Source organism: Mammaliicoccus sp. JADD-157 (assembly GCF_049310805.1).
GTDB lineage: Bacteria > Bacillota > Bacilli > Staphylococcales > Staphylococcaceae > Mammaliicoccus > Mammaliicoccus lentus.
Genome location: NZ_JBMOVZ010000002.1, coordinates 18836 through 33197, shown reverse-complemented (window position 1 = coordinate 33197; position 14362 = coordinate 18836). Strand labels below are relative to the sequence as shown.

14 protein-coding genes are annotated in these 14362 nt (G+C 30.7%); 12 read left to right on the top strand and 2 right to left on the bottom strand.

Features of this window, described 5'->3' with window-relative positions:
• The first annotated feature begins 148 nt into the window (after positions 1-148).
• The 9 genes from ACO6VN_RS06615 to ACO6VN_RS06575 all read left to right on the top strand — a co-directional run bounded on the left by ACO6VN_RS06615 (position 149) and on the right by ACO6VN_RS06575 (position 9692).
• Positions 149-484, top strand: coding sequence for a nucleotide pyrophosphohydrolase (locus ACO6VN_RS06615; protein ID WP_194201181.1), 336 nt, complete (start codon positions 149-151; stop codon positions 482-484).
• A gap of 1 nt (position 485) precedes the next feature.
• Positions 486-1607, top strand: a complete 1122-nt coding sequence (bshA, locus tag ACO6VN_RS06610) for an N-acetyl-alpha-D-glucosaminyl L-malate synthase BshA (protein ID WP_064204572.1) — start codon at positions 486-488, stop codon at positions 1605-1607.
• 1 nt (position 1608) lies between these two features.
• The gene (locus tag ACO6VN_RS06605; protein WP_194201180.1) at positions 1609-2820 is read left to right on the top strand and encodes a CCA tRNA nucleotidyltransferase; all 1212 of its coding nucleotides are present in this window, start codon (positions 1609-1611) and stop codon (positions 2818-2820) included.
• Positions 2807-3775, top strand: a complete 969-nt coding sequence (locus tag ACO6VN_RS06600) for a biotin--[acetyl-CoA-carboxylase] ligase (protein WP_194201179.1) — start codon at positions 2807-2809, stop codon at positions 3773-3775. The genes ACO6VN_RS06605 and ACO6VN_RS06600 overlap by 14 nt, the downstream gene beginning before the upstream one ends.
• A 10-nt stretch (positions 3776-3785) precedes the next feature.
• Positions 3786-6479, top strand: coding sequence for a helicase C-terminal domain-containing protein (locus ACO6VN_RS06595; RefSeq protein WP_194201178.1), 2694 nt, complete (start codon positions 3786-3788; stop codon positions 6477-6479).
• Positions 6480-6541: 62 nt separating this feature from the next.
• Complete coding sequence (gene asnS, locus ACO6VN_RS06590) at positions 6542-7834, top strand: asparagine--tRNA ligase (protein ID WP_016999967.1); 1293 nt, start codon at positions 6542-6544, stop codon at positions 7832-7834.
• A 169-nt stretch (positions 7835-8003) separates the two neighbouring features.
• Positions 8004-8696: a DnaD domain-containing protein gene (locus ACO6VN_RS06585; RefSeq protein WP_016999966.1), complete on the top strand. Its 693-nt coding sequence runs from the start codon at positions 8004-8006 to the stop codon at positions 8694-8696.
• Complete coding sequence (gene nth / locus ACO6VN_RS06580) at positions 8686-9354, top strand: endonuclease III (protein WP_016999965.1); 669 nt, start codon at positions 8686-8688, stop codon at positions 9352-9354. The genes ACO6VN_RS06585 and nth overlap by 11 nt, the downstream gene beginning before the upstream one ends.
• Positions 9351-9692, top strand: coding sequence for a YpoC family protein (locus ACO6VN_RS06575; protein WP_194201177.1), 342 nt, complete (start codon positions 9351-9353; stop codon positions 9690-9692). Before nth ends, ACO6VN_RS06575 begins: the two co-directional genes overlap by 4 nt.
• 269 nt (positions 9693-9961) lie before the next feature.
• On the opposite strand, the gene ACO6VN_RS06570 is transcribed toward ACO6VN_RS06575, so the two are convergent.
• Together ACO6VN_RS06570 and recU are read right to left on the bottom strand one after the other, a co-directional pair.
• Positions 9962-12325, bottom strand: coding sequence for a transglycosylase domain-containing protein (locus ACO6VN_RS06570; protein ID WP_194201176.1), 2364 nt, complete (start codon positions 12323-12325; stop codon positions 9962-9964).
• Positions 12322-12948: a Holliday junction resolvase RecU gene (gene recU, locus ACO6VN_RS06565; protein WP_216683632.1), complete on the bottom strand. Its 627-nt coding sequence runs from the start codon at positions 12946-12948 to the stop codon at positions 12322-12324. The genes ACO6VN_RS06570 and recU overlap by 4 nt, the downstream gene beginning before the upstream one ends.
• A 168-nt stretch (positions 12949-13116) precedes the next feature.
• On the opposite strand from recU, the gene ACO6VN_RS06560 reads away from it, so the two are divergent.
• Genes ACO6VN_RS06560 through gpsB form a run of 3 tightly spaced genes read left to right on the top strand, consistent with a single transcriptional unit; the run spans position 13117 to position 14331 of the window.
• A complete protein-coding gene (locus ACO6VN_RS06560; RefSeq protein WP_422404409.1) occupies positions 13117-13446 on the top strand; it encodes a DUF1798 family protein in 330 nt (109 codons plus the stop codon).
• Positions 13443-14003 (top strand): DUF1273 domain-containing protein, encoded by a 561-nt coding sequence (locus tag ACO6VN_RS06555; protein WP_422404408.1) that lies wholly within the window; start codon positions 13443-13445, stop codon positions 14001-14003. Before ACO6VN_RS06560 ends, ACO6VN_RS06555 begins: the two co-directional genes overlap by 4 nt.
• Positions 14004-14016: 13 nt before the next feature.
• A complete protein-coding gene (gene gpsB, locus ACO6VN_RS06550) occupies positions 14017-14331 on the top strand; it encodes a cell division regulator GpsB (protein WP_017000954.1) in 315 nt (104 codons plus the stop codon).
• The last annotated feature ends 31 nt before the right edge of the window (positions 14332-14362 follow it).

The following is a 14362-nucleotide window of genomic DNA, read 5'->3' as shown; positions in this document are numbered from 1 at the left end:
AAGTTTTTCTATACCTTTATACGGTGCTATTTTGCGGTAAACTCTACTATGCCAAGTTTATTACATTGTCATTATGTATATAAATCCTTTATAATTTTATTAAGTGGGCTCAAAAAAAAACAAAATATAAATATTAGGGGGAAGTACAATGGATATGCATGAAATGCAAAAGGAAGTAGATGCATATATTTCTCAGTTTAAGACTGGTTATTTTTCTCCATTAGCGAATTTAGCTCGTTTGACTGAAGAAGTGGGTGAACTTGCTAGAGAAATTAATCATTCTCATGGTGAGAAAAAGAAAAAATCTACTGAAGAAGATAATACAATAGAAGCAGAATTAGGAGATAATTTATTTGTTTTAATTTGTCTTGCTAACTCTCTAGATATAGATTTAAATAAAAGTTTTGAAAATACAATGCAAAAATTTAATACGAGAGATAAAAATCGTTTTGAACGCATAGATGAAAATAGTAAGGAGGATTAACATGAAAATAGGGATAACTTGCTATCCTTCTATGGGTGGTTCTGGCATAGTAGCCACAGAATTAGGGTTAGAAATGGCTAAAAGAGGACATGAAATACATTTTATCACTTCTAATATGCCCTTTAGGATGAAAGAACCTGTGCCAAACGTGACTTTTCACCAAGTTGATGTTAATCAGTATTCAGTATTTCAGTATCCTCCATATGACATAACATTAAGCGCTAAAATTGCAGACGTTATCAATGATTATGATTTAGACATTTTACATATGCATTACGCTGTACCACACGCTATATGTGGAATATTAGCAAGACAAATTTCTGGTAAAGATGTTAAGATTATGACGACATTACATGGTACTGATATAACTGTATTAGGATATGACACTTCTTTACAAAGCGCAATCCGATTTGGCATTGAGAAAAGTGATGTCGTTACAAGTGTTAGTAACAGCTTGAAAAAGGAAACTTATGAAATTATACAACCAGATAAAGAAATCAAAACAATTTATAATTTCGTTCAAGAAGACAGTTTCCCCCAAGTTTACAATAAAGAATTAAAATCTAGATATGGCATTAAAGAAGATGAAAAAGTGATTACGTTCGTATCAAACTTTAGAAAAGTAAAACGCGTGCATGATGTCGTAGAAACATTTTCTAAAATAAATAAAGAAATTAAATCAAAGTTACTTTTAATCGGTGACGGTCCGGAACTTCAGGATGCTAAAGAGCAAATAAAATCATTGGGCATAGAAGATAATGTACTGTTTTTAGGTAAACAAGATAAAGTGAACACATTCTATCAAATGTCTGATATTACACTTCTATTAAGTGAAAAAGAAAGTTTTGGTCTCGTACTTCTAGAAGCTATGCTTACTGGTGTTTTACCTATAGGGACAAACGCTGGCGGTATAAAAGAAGTAATCAAAGATGGTATTACAGGATATACTGTAGACGTTGGTGATACTGACTTAGCAAGTAAACGAGCGATTGATTTATTAACTGATAGCGAATTGTATAACAAAATGCAACAAGCTATGATACAAGATGTTAAAGAGCGATTTTCATCTAAAGTTATCGCTGATCAATATGAAAATTGTTATATTAACATGTTAGGAGATTAATATGAATGACACAAAAATTTTCGAACAGTCTAAATGGATAATCGAACAACTTGAGAATTACGGCCATAAAGCTTTTTTTGTTGGAGGATCTGTACGTGATTTTTTAATGAATAAAGCAATTTCAGATGTTGATATAACAACGAGTGCCTTACCAGATGAAGTAGAGTCTATTTTTGACAAAACACTACCAATCGGTAAAGAACATGGAACGATTATGGTTATAAGTAATGAACAACAATATGAAGTTACAACTTTTAGAAAAGATGGAGATTATGTAGATCATCGTAGACCGACATCAGTTCAATTTGTAACAGATTTATACGAAGATGTTGCTAGACGTGACTTTACAATGAACGCTTTAGCCATGGATAAAAATTATGGTATACATGATTATTTTAACGGCAAAGAAGATATCGAAAATCACATTATTAAAGCTGTAGGTACACCATTAGATAGAATGAATGAAGATGCATTACGCATAATGAGAGGTATTCGTTTTCAAGCACAAACTGGTTTTGATATTGAAATAGACACTCAAAATGCTATGAAAGACACTGTTCATTTATTAAGTAACATTTCAATAGAACGCATAATAGTAGAGTTAAAAAAGCTTATCTCTGGCAGTTATATAAAAGAAACAAAGAAAACAATTGATTATTTATCAATTTTTCACCATATACCATTTTTTGAACAAATTAAGAATGATGAAATTTTTATGCCTACTGACGCAGACTTTGACTTATGGATTGGAGCCTTATGCTTCATTTATAAAGTCGACACAACTTCACTAAATACACTCAAAATTAGTAATTTAGAACGAAAACAAATCATAGCTTATGTAGAGTTACTTAAATCATTTTCCAAAAAGAATATTAGCAAACAACAATTAACTTTAATCGTTTATAAATATGGAGATGTTCAAGTCAAAAATATTTTAAATCTTATTAAAGAATATCATGAAATTTTAAATATTGAATATCAACCAGTTATTATGAATAACATATTAATAGATGAAATCTATGGTAAACTACCTATATACAATAAATCGGAATTAAATATTAATGGCCAAATATTAATGACCGAATTTAATAAAACTGGTGGACCGTGGATTAAACATGCTTTAAACCAGCTGGAAGAGGCTATTGTATTAAATAAAGTGAACAATAAACGGTATGAATTAATAGAATGGATGAGAGAACATGTCGAAATATAAGCATGAAATAATTCGTTATTTATACAAACAAAATGAATATTTATCTGGTCAACATATAGCTGAAGCTTTAGACTGTTCAAGAGTAACGGTAAAAAAAGTGATGGATCAATTACGTAATGACGGATATGAAATAGAATCTATATCTAATAAAGGTTATAAGCTCAATCAACTTCCTGATAACTGGCAAGAAGATATTGTTAATATAGATATTCAAAATAACAAAATATTAAATAAAGCATATGTAGAACCACAAGTTGATTCTACTCAAATCTTAGCTAAGTCGATACTCAATAAAAATGATGGTTCTTTCATAGTATTGAGCGATGAGCAGACGAAAGGAAGAGGTCGTTTCAATCGACCATGGTCATCATTAAAAGGCAAAGGATTATGGATGTCAGTCGTATTACGACCAGACATACCAATTCAAAAAATGTCGACATTTAATTTATTTATTAGTCTAGCAATTCAAGAAGTTATTGAAGAGCATTACCAGTTGCCAAGTAAAATCAAATGGCCGAATGATATATATATCAATGAAAAAAAAGCATGTGGATTTTTAACTGAAATGATAGCTGATACTGATGGCGTAAATGCAATTATATGTGGAATAGGCTTAAATTTAAATCAAACCGAAGAAGATTTTAAAAAGGCAAAGCAGGATCGTGCAACAAGTTTACATATTGAAAAAGAAAGTCATATTGAGCCATATCAATTTTTAGAGAACTTATTACTTTCCATCGAAGATAAATATGAACAATTTTTAAATGGGGAATTTACCGATATAAAAGAGGTATATAAAAGTAAAAGTATGATTTGGAATCGTGAGCTGACATATACTGAAGGCAAGAAAAGAATAAAAGGGCGAGCAATTGATATTCAAGATAATGGCTTTTTAACAGTGATATCTCAAGATGGTGAACTTTATCAATTTATGAGTGCAGATATCGAAATATAGGAGAGATAATATGGCACAAAGATACGCGGTTGTAGATTTAGAAACAACTGGTAATCAAATACAATATGACGAGATTATACAAATTGGTATAACTTTTGTAGAAGGTTTCAAAGTCGTGGATACATATCATACATATGTAAAAACAGATTTAGAAATCCCATCTTTTATACAAGCTTTAACGAACATAACAGAACAAGACTTATTTGAAGCACCTTATTTTGAAGAAGTTAGCAAATCCCTTTACGCACAGCTAAAAGATTGTGTATTTGTTGCGCATAATGTTTTATTTGATTTAAATTTCTTAAAATCTCACTTTGAAAAACATCAAATTGAATTTGAACCAAAATTAGCGATAGACACGATGGAGTTATTTAAAATTGCTTTCCCACAAGAAGAAAGTTATCAATTAAGTGAATTAAGCCAATCTTTAGAAGTAGATTTAAATCAAGCACATAGTGCTGATGAAGATGCGAAAGCAACAGCCTTATTATTTATTAAAGCTATTGAAAAAATAGAATCATTACCGATAGACACAATTAAACAATTATATTATTTATCGAAATCTTTAAAATATAACTTAAGTGACGTGCTTTTCGAAATCGTAAGAACTTCTCAAGGTAAAGAAGAATCACTGCATAATATTAAAAAATATCAAAATATATATTATTTAAAGCAAAAACCTATAAAGAAATCTAGTAGTAAAGATACGATTTCTATTGATGAAGCGTATGAAAGAATTTTAGAAAAGTTTGGATTTGATTATCGTAAAGAACAATATCAACTTGTTCAACAGTTATTTGATTCGTTACTGCATAATGAAAATGCGTTGATTGAAGCGCCTCTAGGTAGTGGCAAATCTATGAGTTTTGTTCTTGCATCTTTATTATATTATTTAGAAACTGGCGAACATATTCTCGTTTCGACACATACTAAATTATTACAAAATCAACTATTAGAACAAGAATTTAACAAAGTATTAGATGTGCTCAATCTTGATTTGAAAGCTATGATTATTAAAAGTAAAGATCATTATATATCTTTAGGTTTAATTTTGAATATTTTACAAGATGACACTGACAATTATGAAGCTACCATTCTTAAAATGCAGCTTTTAGTATGGATACTTGAAACTGAAACTGGAGACATCGAACAATTGCACTTAAAAGGTGGACAAAAAGTATTTTTCGAACAAAAAAGAACAACGTATGTACCTTTTAAAAATGATATACATTACTATCAATTTGTTAAGGAAAGTGCGAATCATGTAGAAATAGGGATAACTAATCATGCACACTTACTTCAACATAGTACAGAAGACACTGTATACCAATTATTCAAACACATAATTGTAGATGAAGCGCATAGAATACAAGACTACGCTTTAAATCAAGTAACTGATGTATTAAGCTATCAACATATTAAATATCACCTTGGTTTATTAGGTAAAAATGAACAAGAGAAATTATTTAAGAGGTTGGATAAATTAGAAAACAGAAGAGTTATAGAACAATACCCAATTGAACCGATTGATATTTACCAACTTAAACGAGATATAGATTTATTGCATGAACAAAATGAAAATTTATTTGATAATTTAATGCATCAAATTAACGAAAAGCATCACAATCAACAACAATATGACAATCAAATCCATTACTTTTACGATTTAGAAATTGATGAGATTTCCGAAATTTTCAAGAAGCAAATTAGTACAATAAATCAAATATTATCAAGATTCAAATCTTATACACATGCGCATATAAAAGCATTTAGAAAAGAGCTTATTTATATTTATCATCAATATACTAAAATTTATAATATGATAAAAGCAGGGCAAGTGCCGTTTGTTTCTATAAAAAAATTATCCCAGAAATCAACACTTTCTTTATTTGTAAAAAAAGAAGAAGTGAAAGATTTATTAAATGAAGTATTCATAGAACAGTTTAATAGTAATATATTTATTTCAGGGACTTTAACAGTTAATGAATCATTTAACTCGTTTAAATCAATGTTTCCAGATGATATAGCATTTAAAAGCTATTTCCTAAATGATATATACGATTTAAAAAATCAAGCATCATGTTTCGTTCCAGAAAACATGCCACAATATCAATACCAAGACCAAGATGAATACATTGAAACAATCGTGCATTATTTATCAGCTTTTGTAACTGAAACCAATCAAAAATGTTTAGTTTTATTTACCAATTATTCAATGTTGTATCAAGCTTATCGATATATGGAAGAACTAGAAATGTTTAGTGATTATGTCATTTTAATGCAGCAACAACATTCGCACGTCTATAAATTAGTTCAACAATTTAATCAGTTTGATAAAACGATATTGTTAGGTACTTTGTCATTCTTTGAAGGCTTCGATTATCAATCTGCCGGAATAAAATGTGTCATGATGACAAAATTACCGTTTATACATCAAGACGACCCAAGATATCATCTGATGAAAGATGAATTTGAAAATCCTTTTAAAGATTTTGTTTTGCCTGATGCAGTAACAAAATTCAGACAAGGTATTGGCAGATTAATTCGTAACAAACATGATCAAGGCTTACTTGTGTGCTTTGACAGAAGAATTTTAGATAGTACTTATAGTAAATTTTTCATTAATGCTCTAGGAGAAATACCTGTTATAGAAGGCGACATAGATAAATTTACAGATAAGCTAAGAAAATATTCAAACAGATAGCAGTTCCATGTATTATTTGATAAAATAACAATAGGTAATTTATTTGAATAGGAGAAATAATAATGAACATAACGATTAAACAAGCTAAAGATTATGTCAATCAAGAAGTGACAATCGGTGCTTGGATTGCTAACAAGCGATCAAGTGGTAAAATAGCGTTTTTACAATTAAGAGACGGGACAGGCTTTATGCAAGGTGTTGTAGTTAAAGCTGAAGTTTCGGAAGAAGTATTCCAAACTGCAAAATCTATAAACCAAGAGTCATCTGTATATATCACAGGAACAATTACAGAAGATGACCGTTCTAAATTTGGATATGAAATACAAGTAAGTGATATTGAAGTTATTTCAGAATCACATGATTATCCAATCACACCAAAAAATCATGGTACAGAATTCTTAATGGACCACAGACATTTATGGTTACGTTCTAAACGTCAACATGCTGTTATGAAAATTAGAAACGAAATTATTCGTGCGACATATGAATTCTTTAATGACAATGGATTTACAAAAATAGATCCACCTATATTAACGGGAACTGCACCAGAAGGTACGAGTGAGTTATTCCATACTAAATACTTTGATGAAGATGCATTCTTATCACAAAGTGGTCAGTTATACTTAGAAGCTGCTGCAATGGCACATGGAAGAGTATTCAGTTTCGGACCAACTTTCAGAGCAGAAAAATCAAAAACTAGACGTCATCTGATTGAATTCTGGATGATTGAAGGCGAAGTGGCTTTCATGAACCACGATCAAAGTTTAGAAGTACAAGAAAACTATGTACATCACATAATTAAATCTGTACTTAAAAACTGTCAATTAGAATTAGAACTATTAGAAAGAGATACTTCTAAATTAGAACAAGTTACAACACCTTTTCCTCGTATTACTTACGACGAAGCAGTTGAGTTCTTAATTGAGGAAGGCTTTACTGATATTGAATGGGGAGACGACTTTGGAGCGCCACATGAAACGGCTATCGCAAACCACTACGATAAACCAGTATTCATCGTGAACTATCCAACTAAAATTAAACCATTCTATATGGAACCAAATCCAGAAAACCCTGATACAGTATTATGTGCTGACTTAATTGCACCAGAAGGATATGGTGAAATTATTGGTGGTTCAGAAAGAATTAATGATTTAGAATTATTAAATCAACGTATTAAAGAATACGGTCTTGATCCAGAAGCTTACGAATACTACACTGACTTAAGAAAATACGGTAGTGTTCCTCATAGTGGTTTTGGATTAGGTCTTGAAAGAACAGTAGCTTGGTTAAGTGGCGTAGAACATGTAAGAGAAACATCACCATTCCCAAGATTATTAAATCGCTTATATCCATAAGTAGTGGGACAGAAATCTCATTTAAACCCCACCTCGACAGGATAACTAGATTTGAAAAGCTTGATATGAGCGTATTATCAATCCTGTCAGTTATGGCTAATATAATGAATGAGTCTGGGACATTTATTTATGTCTCAGACTCTTCTATTACAAAGTAGGTGAAATAAACATGTACACAAGCCAAATGTTAAAAGAAAAACCGGTTGTAATACAAAGATCTTTATTTAATCATTACGCAGATTTAGGTTTAAATGAAAAACAATTTGTTATTTTAATTAAACTATTGGATAAAGAAAATAACAGTGGTCTACAACCACCTTTAGAAGAAGTTCAACAAGGAACGAGTTTATCTATACAAGAAGTTAGTCACATAGTTAACCAATTATCTTTGCTGAAATGTATAGATATTAAAATCGAAAAAGACGAACAGCATAAATATAATGAGTTTATATCATTCGAACCATTGTATGAACAACTTGCTTTAGTTTTAAACGAAAGTACTCAAGAAAATGAAAATGAAAAATTAAATATTCAATTCAAAAATTTGTTCCAAGAATTTGAATCTACTTTTGGTAGACCTTTAACACCTCTAGAAGTACAAACACTCAATCACTGGATTGATAGTGACAAACATTCTAACGAGCTGATTATGAGTGCTCTAAACGAAGCACACAGTTTAGAAAAATTGAGTTTTAAATATATAGATAGAATTTTATTAAATTGGAAAAAGAAAAACATCACAACAGTTTCTTCTTCTAAACAAGAAAGTGAAAAATTTAATCAAAGTAAAAAAGTAAAACATAATGTTAATTTAATCCCAACTTTTGATTGGGTGAATGGGGAGAATCCTTATGATAAGTAAAAAGAAAGCATTAGAAATGGTTGATGTAATTGACGGGATGTTTCCTGATGCTGAATGCGAACTTAGACATGATAATCCTTTCGAACTTACAATTGCAGTATTACTATCTGCCCAATGTACAGACGTCTTAGTCAATAAAGTTACAAAATCTTTATTTGAAAAGTACAAAACACCTGAAGATTATTTAAATGTAAGTTTAGAAGAATTACAAGATGATATTAGATCGATAGGTTTATACCGCAATAAAGCTAAAAACATACAGAAATTATGCCAATCATTATTAGATAACTATGATGGTATCGTTCCACAAACACATAAAGAACTAGAATCATTAGCTGGAGTAGGTAGAAAAACAGCTAACGTAGTCATGAGTGTTGCTTTTGGAGAACCATCACTAGCAGTGGATACACATGTAGAACGTGTTTCAAAACGATTAGGAATATGTAGAATTAAAGATAATGTTCGACAAGTAGAAGATAGACTATGTAGCATTATCCCTAGAGAACGTTGGACGAAAAGTCATCATCAACTTATATTCTTCGGAAGATACCATTGTGTAAGTCGTAAACCAAAATGTGAAGTATGTCCGTTATTAGATGATTGTAGAGAAGGGCAAAAACGATTAAGAGCGGGATTAGTAAAGGTTGATGGCGCATGATAGATAAAAACGACTTTATAGAACTTGAAGAACAAATAGAACCGTTAGTAAAGCAAAAACAATTAAAAACTGATAAAGCACGACAACTTCTAGATCAATATTACAAACTGATTATGGACTATTTTAAACAAATCAATGAAATAGAAGAGTTTGATATAGGTAATATAGAACAATATCCAGTAGTACCTATGAACTTTTCAGAAAGATATCAATATATTAATCAGCGAATCTATCACTTTATGGGATATAGACAAATGGTGACACTTAAAGATGAATTGATTAAGATGAATGCGAGATATCAATTGCAACTAAAAAGAAAACGAAACTCACAAAAATAAAAGGTCTTTTCATTGGATAAATTATTCTAATGAAAAGACTTTTTTATTGGACGAGGAATTTATATTTATGGGAGGACTAAAGAGCTTGTTTGAATGGACTTGCACGTTAGCAGGTGATTTTACATTTTTTATTGACATGTTTTATGAGAAAAGGCAACAAGAGTACTCTTATTGACACGTTTTATAAGAAATGACAATAACCGCGCCCTAAACTACACTGTTTTGTATCAAACAAAAAAATGGTAGCTCATATGAGCTACCATTTTTCTTTAATTTTCATCTTTTGCTTGTTCTGCAGCTTGTTCTGCTGAACTAGAGCTGGATGAGCTATTAGAGGAACTATCACTTGAGGAATCATCTTCATCACCATCAGAGTCGGAGTCAGAGGATTCTTCAGTTGTAGGTTGTTCCGTTGTTACATCTTCATTACGTGCTTGTTGTGGAGATGTATTAGATTGTGTTGAATTCTGTGTTGAGTTTCTTTGTGTTGTTTGTGGTTCATTTGTATTTACGTTGTTATTGTTGTTTGAGAAATTGTAACTGTCATTGTTTTCTTGTTCGTTGCCAGTGTCTGGTGATGAACTAGTTGTTGTTTGATTATCCTCATTACCAGCAACACTTAAGCTCTTGCCGCTACCTGATACTGAATCTGGTTTTTCAAAGTCAGTGCCATCGTAACTTGAAATTTGACTCATTACATCTTTGAATAACGTTTGTGGTTTTACTTGTTCGTCATGTCCTAAGAATGAGTTTTCACCGTATTCTTTAACTTTAGTGAAGCCCATCCAAACTGACATTGTGTACTGTGGTGTGTAACCAGTAATCCAAACGTCTTTAGCTGCATTTTCAGGTAAGTTATATTCAGTGTAAACTTCGTCACCATAAGTACCTGTACCTGTCTTAGCAGCTACGTTAAGTCCGCTAATACCCATTCCGTATGCTGAACCATAAGGATCAAATGTTCCTTTAAGCATTTCAGTTAACATATAAGCAGTGTAATCTTCCATAGCTTTATGGCTTTCTTTAGAAAACTTAATTGTTTCATCATCTTGTGTTACAACTTTTCTTATTGATTTAGCTTCGTTGTATGTTCCACCGTTACCCATAGAAGCAAATGCTGATGCTAATTGAGTAGTGGAGAATTCAGATTGTGAACCACCAAGTACTTCTGATGGACCGATTGTATCTTTATAATTTAAGTTTACTTTAGATGCGAAGTCTCTAACAGCTTTCTCTCCAGCGTTTTGGTTTGTTTCTTGCCAAGCTTTCAATGCTGGTATGTTATAAGATCTTGCAAGTGCATCAGCCATTGTTACTGAGCCATGTCCTTTACCATCATAGTTCTTAAATATGCTACCGTTAATATTATATTCATTTTCATCTTGGAACTTATGGTTTGTAGCATACTGCATATTTTCAATAGCTGGACCATAAGCTAGTAATGGTTTTAATGATGAACCAGTAGGGTGGGCATCTGTTGCTTGGTTTCTATCTACAACATCTTTATAATTCTTTCCACCACTAATACCTACAAGTTTACCAGTCTTCGTATCTACTATTGAAGAACCAGCAATTTGGTCATCGTTTTTATAGAATGTACCATTGTCGATTGAATCTTGTAATGTTTTTTGTACATCTTTGTCCATATTTGTGTAAATCTTAAGTCCGCTTGTCATAATATCATTTAATGACTGTTTTTTGAATGCTTTGTTTTCTTTAAGTTCTTGTTTAACGTAGTTAACATATGATGCATATTCATTGTCTGGTGTTTCAGTCATTGCATCGTTTCTTTCTTCTACAGTACGTTTGATTAAGTTTTTATCTATTGGTGTATCTTGTGCTTCTTTCATTTCTTTCTTAGAAATTCTACCATGTCTTTCCATTAAGTAGAGTACAGTATCTTTACGTTTTTCAGCACCTTCAGGATTATCGTATATATTATATTGGTTAGGTACTTGTGGTAAACCAGCTAAATAAGCAGTTTCGGCTAAATTAAGATCTTTTAGCTTCTTATCAAAATAATATTTAGCAGCTGTTTGTGAACCGTAAATACCATCTGAATAGTAGATTTTATTTAAATACATTTCAAAGATTTCATCTTTAGAGTATTCTTGTTCTAATCTGTATGAAAGATAAGCTTCTTGTGCTTTTCTCTCTACTGATTTCTTATCTGTTAAAAATGAGCGTTTAACAACTTGTTGTGTTAATGTTGAAGCACCTTGCGAGCCAAATCCGCCCGTAAAGTTTTTCATAACAGCGCCAGATAAACGTTTGTAGTCTAAAGCACCATGTTCATAAAATCGATTATCTTCTGTTGCTAATACTGCATCTTTCATTTTGTCTGGAACATCATCAAATTTAACGTGTTCACGTTTTTGTCCCATATATAAGGTGGTTACGAGGTTATCGTTCTTATCGTAAATCTTAGTTGGTAATTGGTCTTTCAAAGCACTTTCATTGAAAGCAGGAGCTTTCCAAGCATAGTATGCAAATAATAGAACACCTACTATGACCATTGCCAAAAATGCTAGAACAAGGATACCAAACACCTTGATTATTGTTCTTTTGATATTCCTTTTCTTCTTAGGTTGTTCTTTGTTATTTTTACTATTAGAAGCTTTTGATTTACTCATTTGAGCGCCTCACTTTCTATTTTTATCAATTGATCAACTATTTTTATGTAGTCTATTCTAGGTCTATATTGGTAAGGAATTAAATAACCATCTCTTTCGATTTCTTGTTTAGTGATTGATTTTTTGCCTCCTGATTTATATCTGTCCCAATATACCATGAATTTCCTAAAAGGCAATAAAAATACGCTATCATGGTAGCTGAATTTTATCAATAAAAAACATATGCCTTTTTGTTTTAAAATTTGGTTCATGTGAGAAACTTGATGATCATGAATGTTATTTAAAGGGAAACTCGTTTTGTTTTTAGTTTCTTTGGCTTCAAAGTCAATATAATATCCTTGGTAAATACCATTATAATCTGTAGTGGAAGGCTTTCTAAAATAAGCTTCCTTAATAACAGCTTTTTGTCTCTTCGGATAATCTACATCCACAATTTGCACTGGTGTCGGTTTTTTATGAATAACTGCAATTTCTTCTAATCTATAATATTGATTAGATTTATCAATTTCCTCTTCTAAATTCATCCCACGTTTACCATATTGTATTTTACTATAATTTGTCTGGGTTTGCCGTGAGACTTTAGAAGTATTTTTTGAAACTTTTTTACCATTTGGATAATTCAAATACATCACCTAGCTTTACTTCATAAAAACTCTAAATATTATACCTTATTTCATTATAAGTTACAAAAGTTTTTTATGAAACATATATATTCTAGAACATACCTAGTTATGTTATCATTTTATCGTGAGGTATTATAAATTACAAACTGATTGATAGTAGGGATAAAAATGATTGAAACACTTTTAAATAAACTTACTGAAATGCAAGGAATTTTTAGTAACGCTAAAAATGATCATGAATATGATTTCTATAAAGATGTTGTACCCTTTGTTGAATATGTCGATGAATGTCTAGAACAATTTATACAACATAAAAATACAATATTACAATTACAATATATGAATGAACAAAAGTTCGAATTATTAATAGATAACTATAAAGAGTTATCAGTAGAATGCCATTATAAACGTACAAGTAAAAAATTATTTCTAGAAAAACATAAAGCTGTTCAACATGATTTAAAATATATACAAACACATTTAGGTGATTTGTCATGAGTTCTATTTATTTTACAGGGTATAAGCCTTTTGAGTTAAATATTTTTAAAGATGACCAACCAGAAGTAAAAGTCATTAAAGCTTATATTAAAGAATTGATAGAAAATGAAATAGAAGAGGGGCTTGAATGGGTTATTATTTCAGGACAACTTGGTTTTGAACTATGGACCGCTGAAGTTACGATTGATTTAAAAAATAAATACCCAGATTTAAAGCTCGCAGTTTTAACTCCTTTTCTAAATCATTTTAATAAATGGAATGAAACAAACCAGCAAAAGTATCAAAATATCGTCATGAATGTTGACTATGTCAACGCTATACATCAAAGTGAATATCAAGGCGCGTTTCAATTTCAACAAGCTAATGATTTCATTTTAGATAATACTGACAAGACCATTTTATTTTATGACGACGAACAAGAAGCTTCACCAAAGTACTTTAAGACTAAGTTAGTTGATTTTGCGGAAAAGACAAATTATACTTATAATGTTATAACATTCATGGATTTACAGGATTTTATGGAATTTAATTATAATAATGGAAATGAATCTTATTAAATGAGGTGTAAAAATGGCTGATGTAACTTTGAAGTTATCTGCTAAAGATATTTACGAGAAAGAATTTGAAAGAGGTCTAAGAGGTTTCAAGACTGAAGAAGTCGATGCATTTTTAGATGACATTATTTCTGATTATCAAAAAATGGCAGACTTAAATAATGAAGTCATTAAATTAACTGAAGAAAATAGTAAATTAAATAAAGAAATCGAACAATTAAGGATTAGAGTTGCCTCAGGTAGACCACAAGGCTCTCAACAATACAGCTCTAATAATGTAGATATTTTAAAGAGAATTTCAAATCTTGAAAAAGCTGTATTTGGTGAATAAAAGATAGTTATTAATCATAATTTATGATATA

What these genes read in the sequence shown, in the direction of transcription:
- asnS (WP_016999967.1), top strand. Translation starts at nt 6,542, where the DNA reads ATGAACATAACGATTAAACAAGCTAAAGATTATGTCAATCAAGAAGTG.
- ACO6VN_RS06560 (WP_422404409.1), top strand. Translation starts at nt 13,117, where the DNA reads ATGATTGAAACACTTTTAAATAAACTTACTGAAATGCAAGGAATTTTT.
- ACO6VN_RS06575 (WP_194201177.1), top strand. Translation starts at nt 9,351, where the DNA reads ATGATAGATAAAAACGACTTTATAGAACTTGAAGAACAAATAGAACCG.
- ACO6VN_RS06595 (WP_194201178.1), top strand. Translation starts at nt 3,786, where the DNA reads ATGGCACAAAGATACGCGGTTGTAGATTTAGAAACAACTGGTAATCAA.
- ACO6VN_RS06600 (WP_194201179.1), top strand. Translation starts at nt 2,807, where the DNA reads ATGTCGAAATATAAGCATGAAATAATTCGTTATTTATACAAACAAAAT.
- gpsB (WP_017000954.1), top strand. Translation starts at nt 14,017, where the DNA reads ATGGCTGATGTAACTTTGAAGTTATCTGCTAAAGATATTTACGAGAAA.
- ACO6VN_RS06555 (WP_422404408.1), top strand. Translation starts at nt 13,443, where the DNA reads ATGAGTTCTATTTATTTTACAGGGTATAAGCCTTTTGAGTTAAATATT.
- bshA (WP_064204572.1), top strand. Translation starts at nt 486, where the DNA reads ATGAAAATAGGGATAACTTGCTATCCTTCTATGGGTGGTTCTGGCATA.
- nth (WP_016999965.1), top strand. Translation starts at nt 8,686, where the DNA reads ATGATAAGTAAAAAGAAAGCATTAGAAATGGTTGATGTAATTGACGGG.
- ACO6VN_RS06570 (WP_194201176.1), bottom strand. Translation starts at nt 12,325, where the DNA reads ATGAGTAAATCAAAAGCTTCTAATAGTAAAAATAACAAAGAACAACCT.
- ACO6VN_RS06585 (WP_016999966.1), top strand. Translation starts at nt 8,004, where the DNA reads ATGTACACAAGCCAAATGTTAAAAGAAAAACCGGTTGTAATACAAAGA.
- ACO6VN_RS06615 (WP_194201181.1), top strand. Translation starts at nt 149, where the DNA reads ATGGATATGCATGAAATGCAAAAGGAAGTAGATGCATATATTTCTCAG.
- ACO6VN_RS06605 (WP_194201180.1), top strand. Translation starts at nt 1,609, where the DNA reads ATGAATGACACAAAAATTTTCGAACAGTCTAAATGGATAATCGAACAA.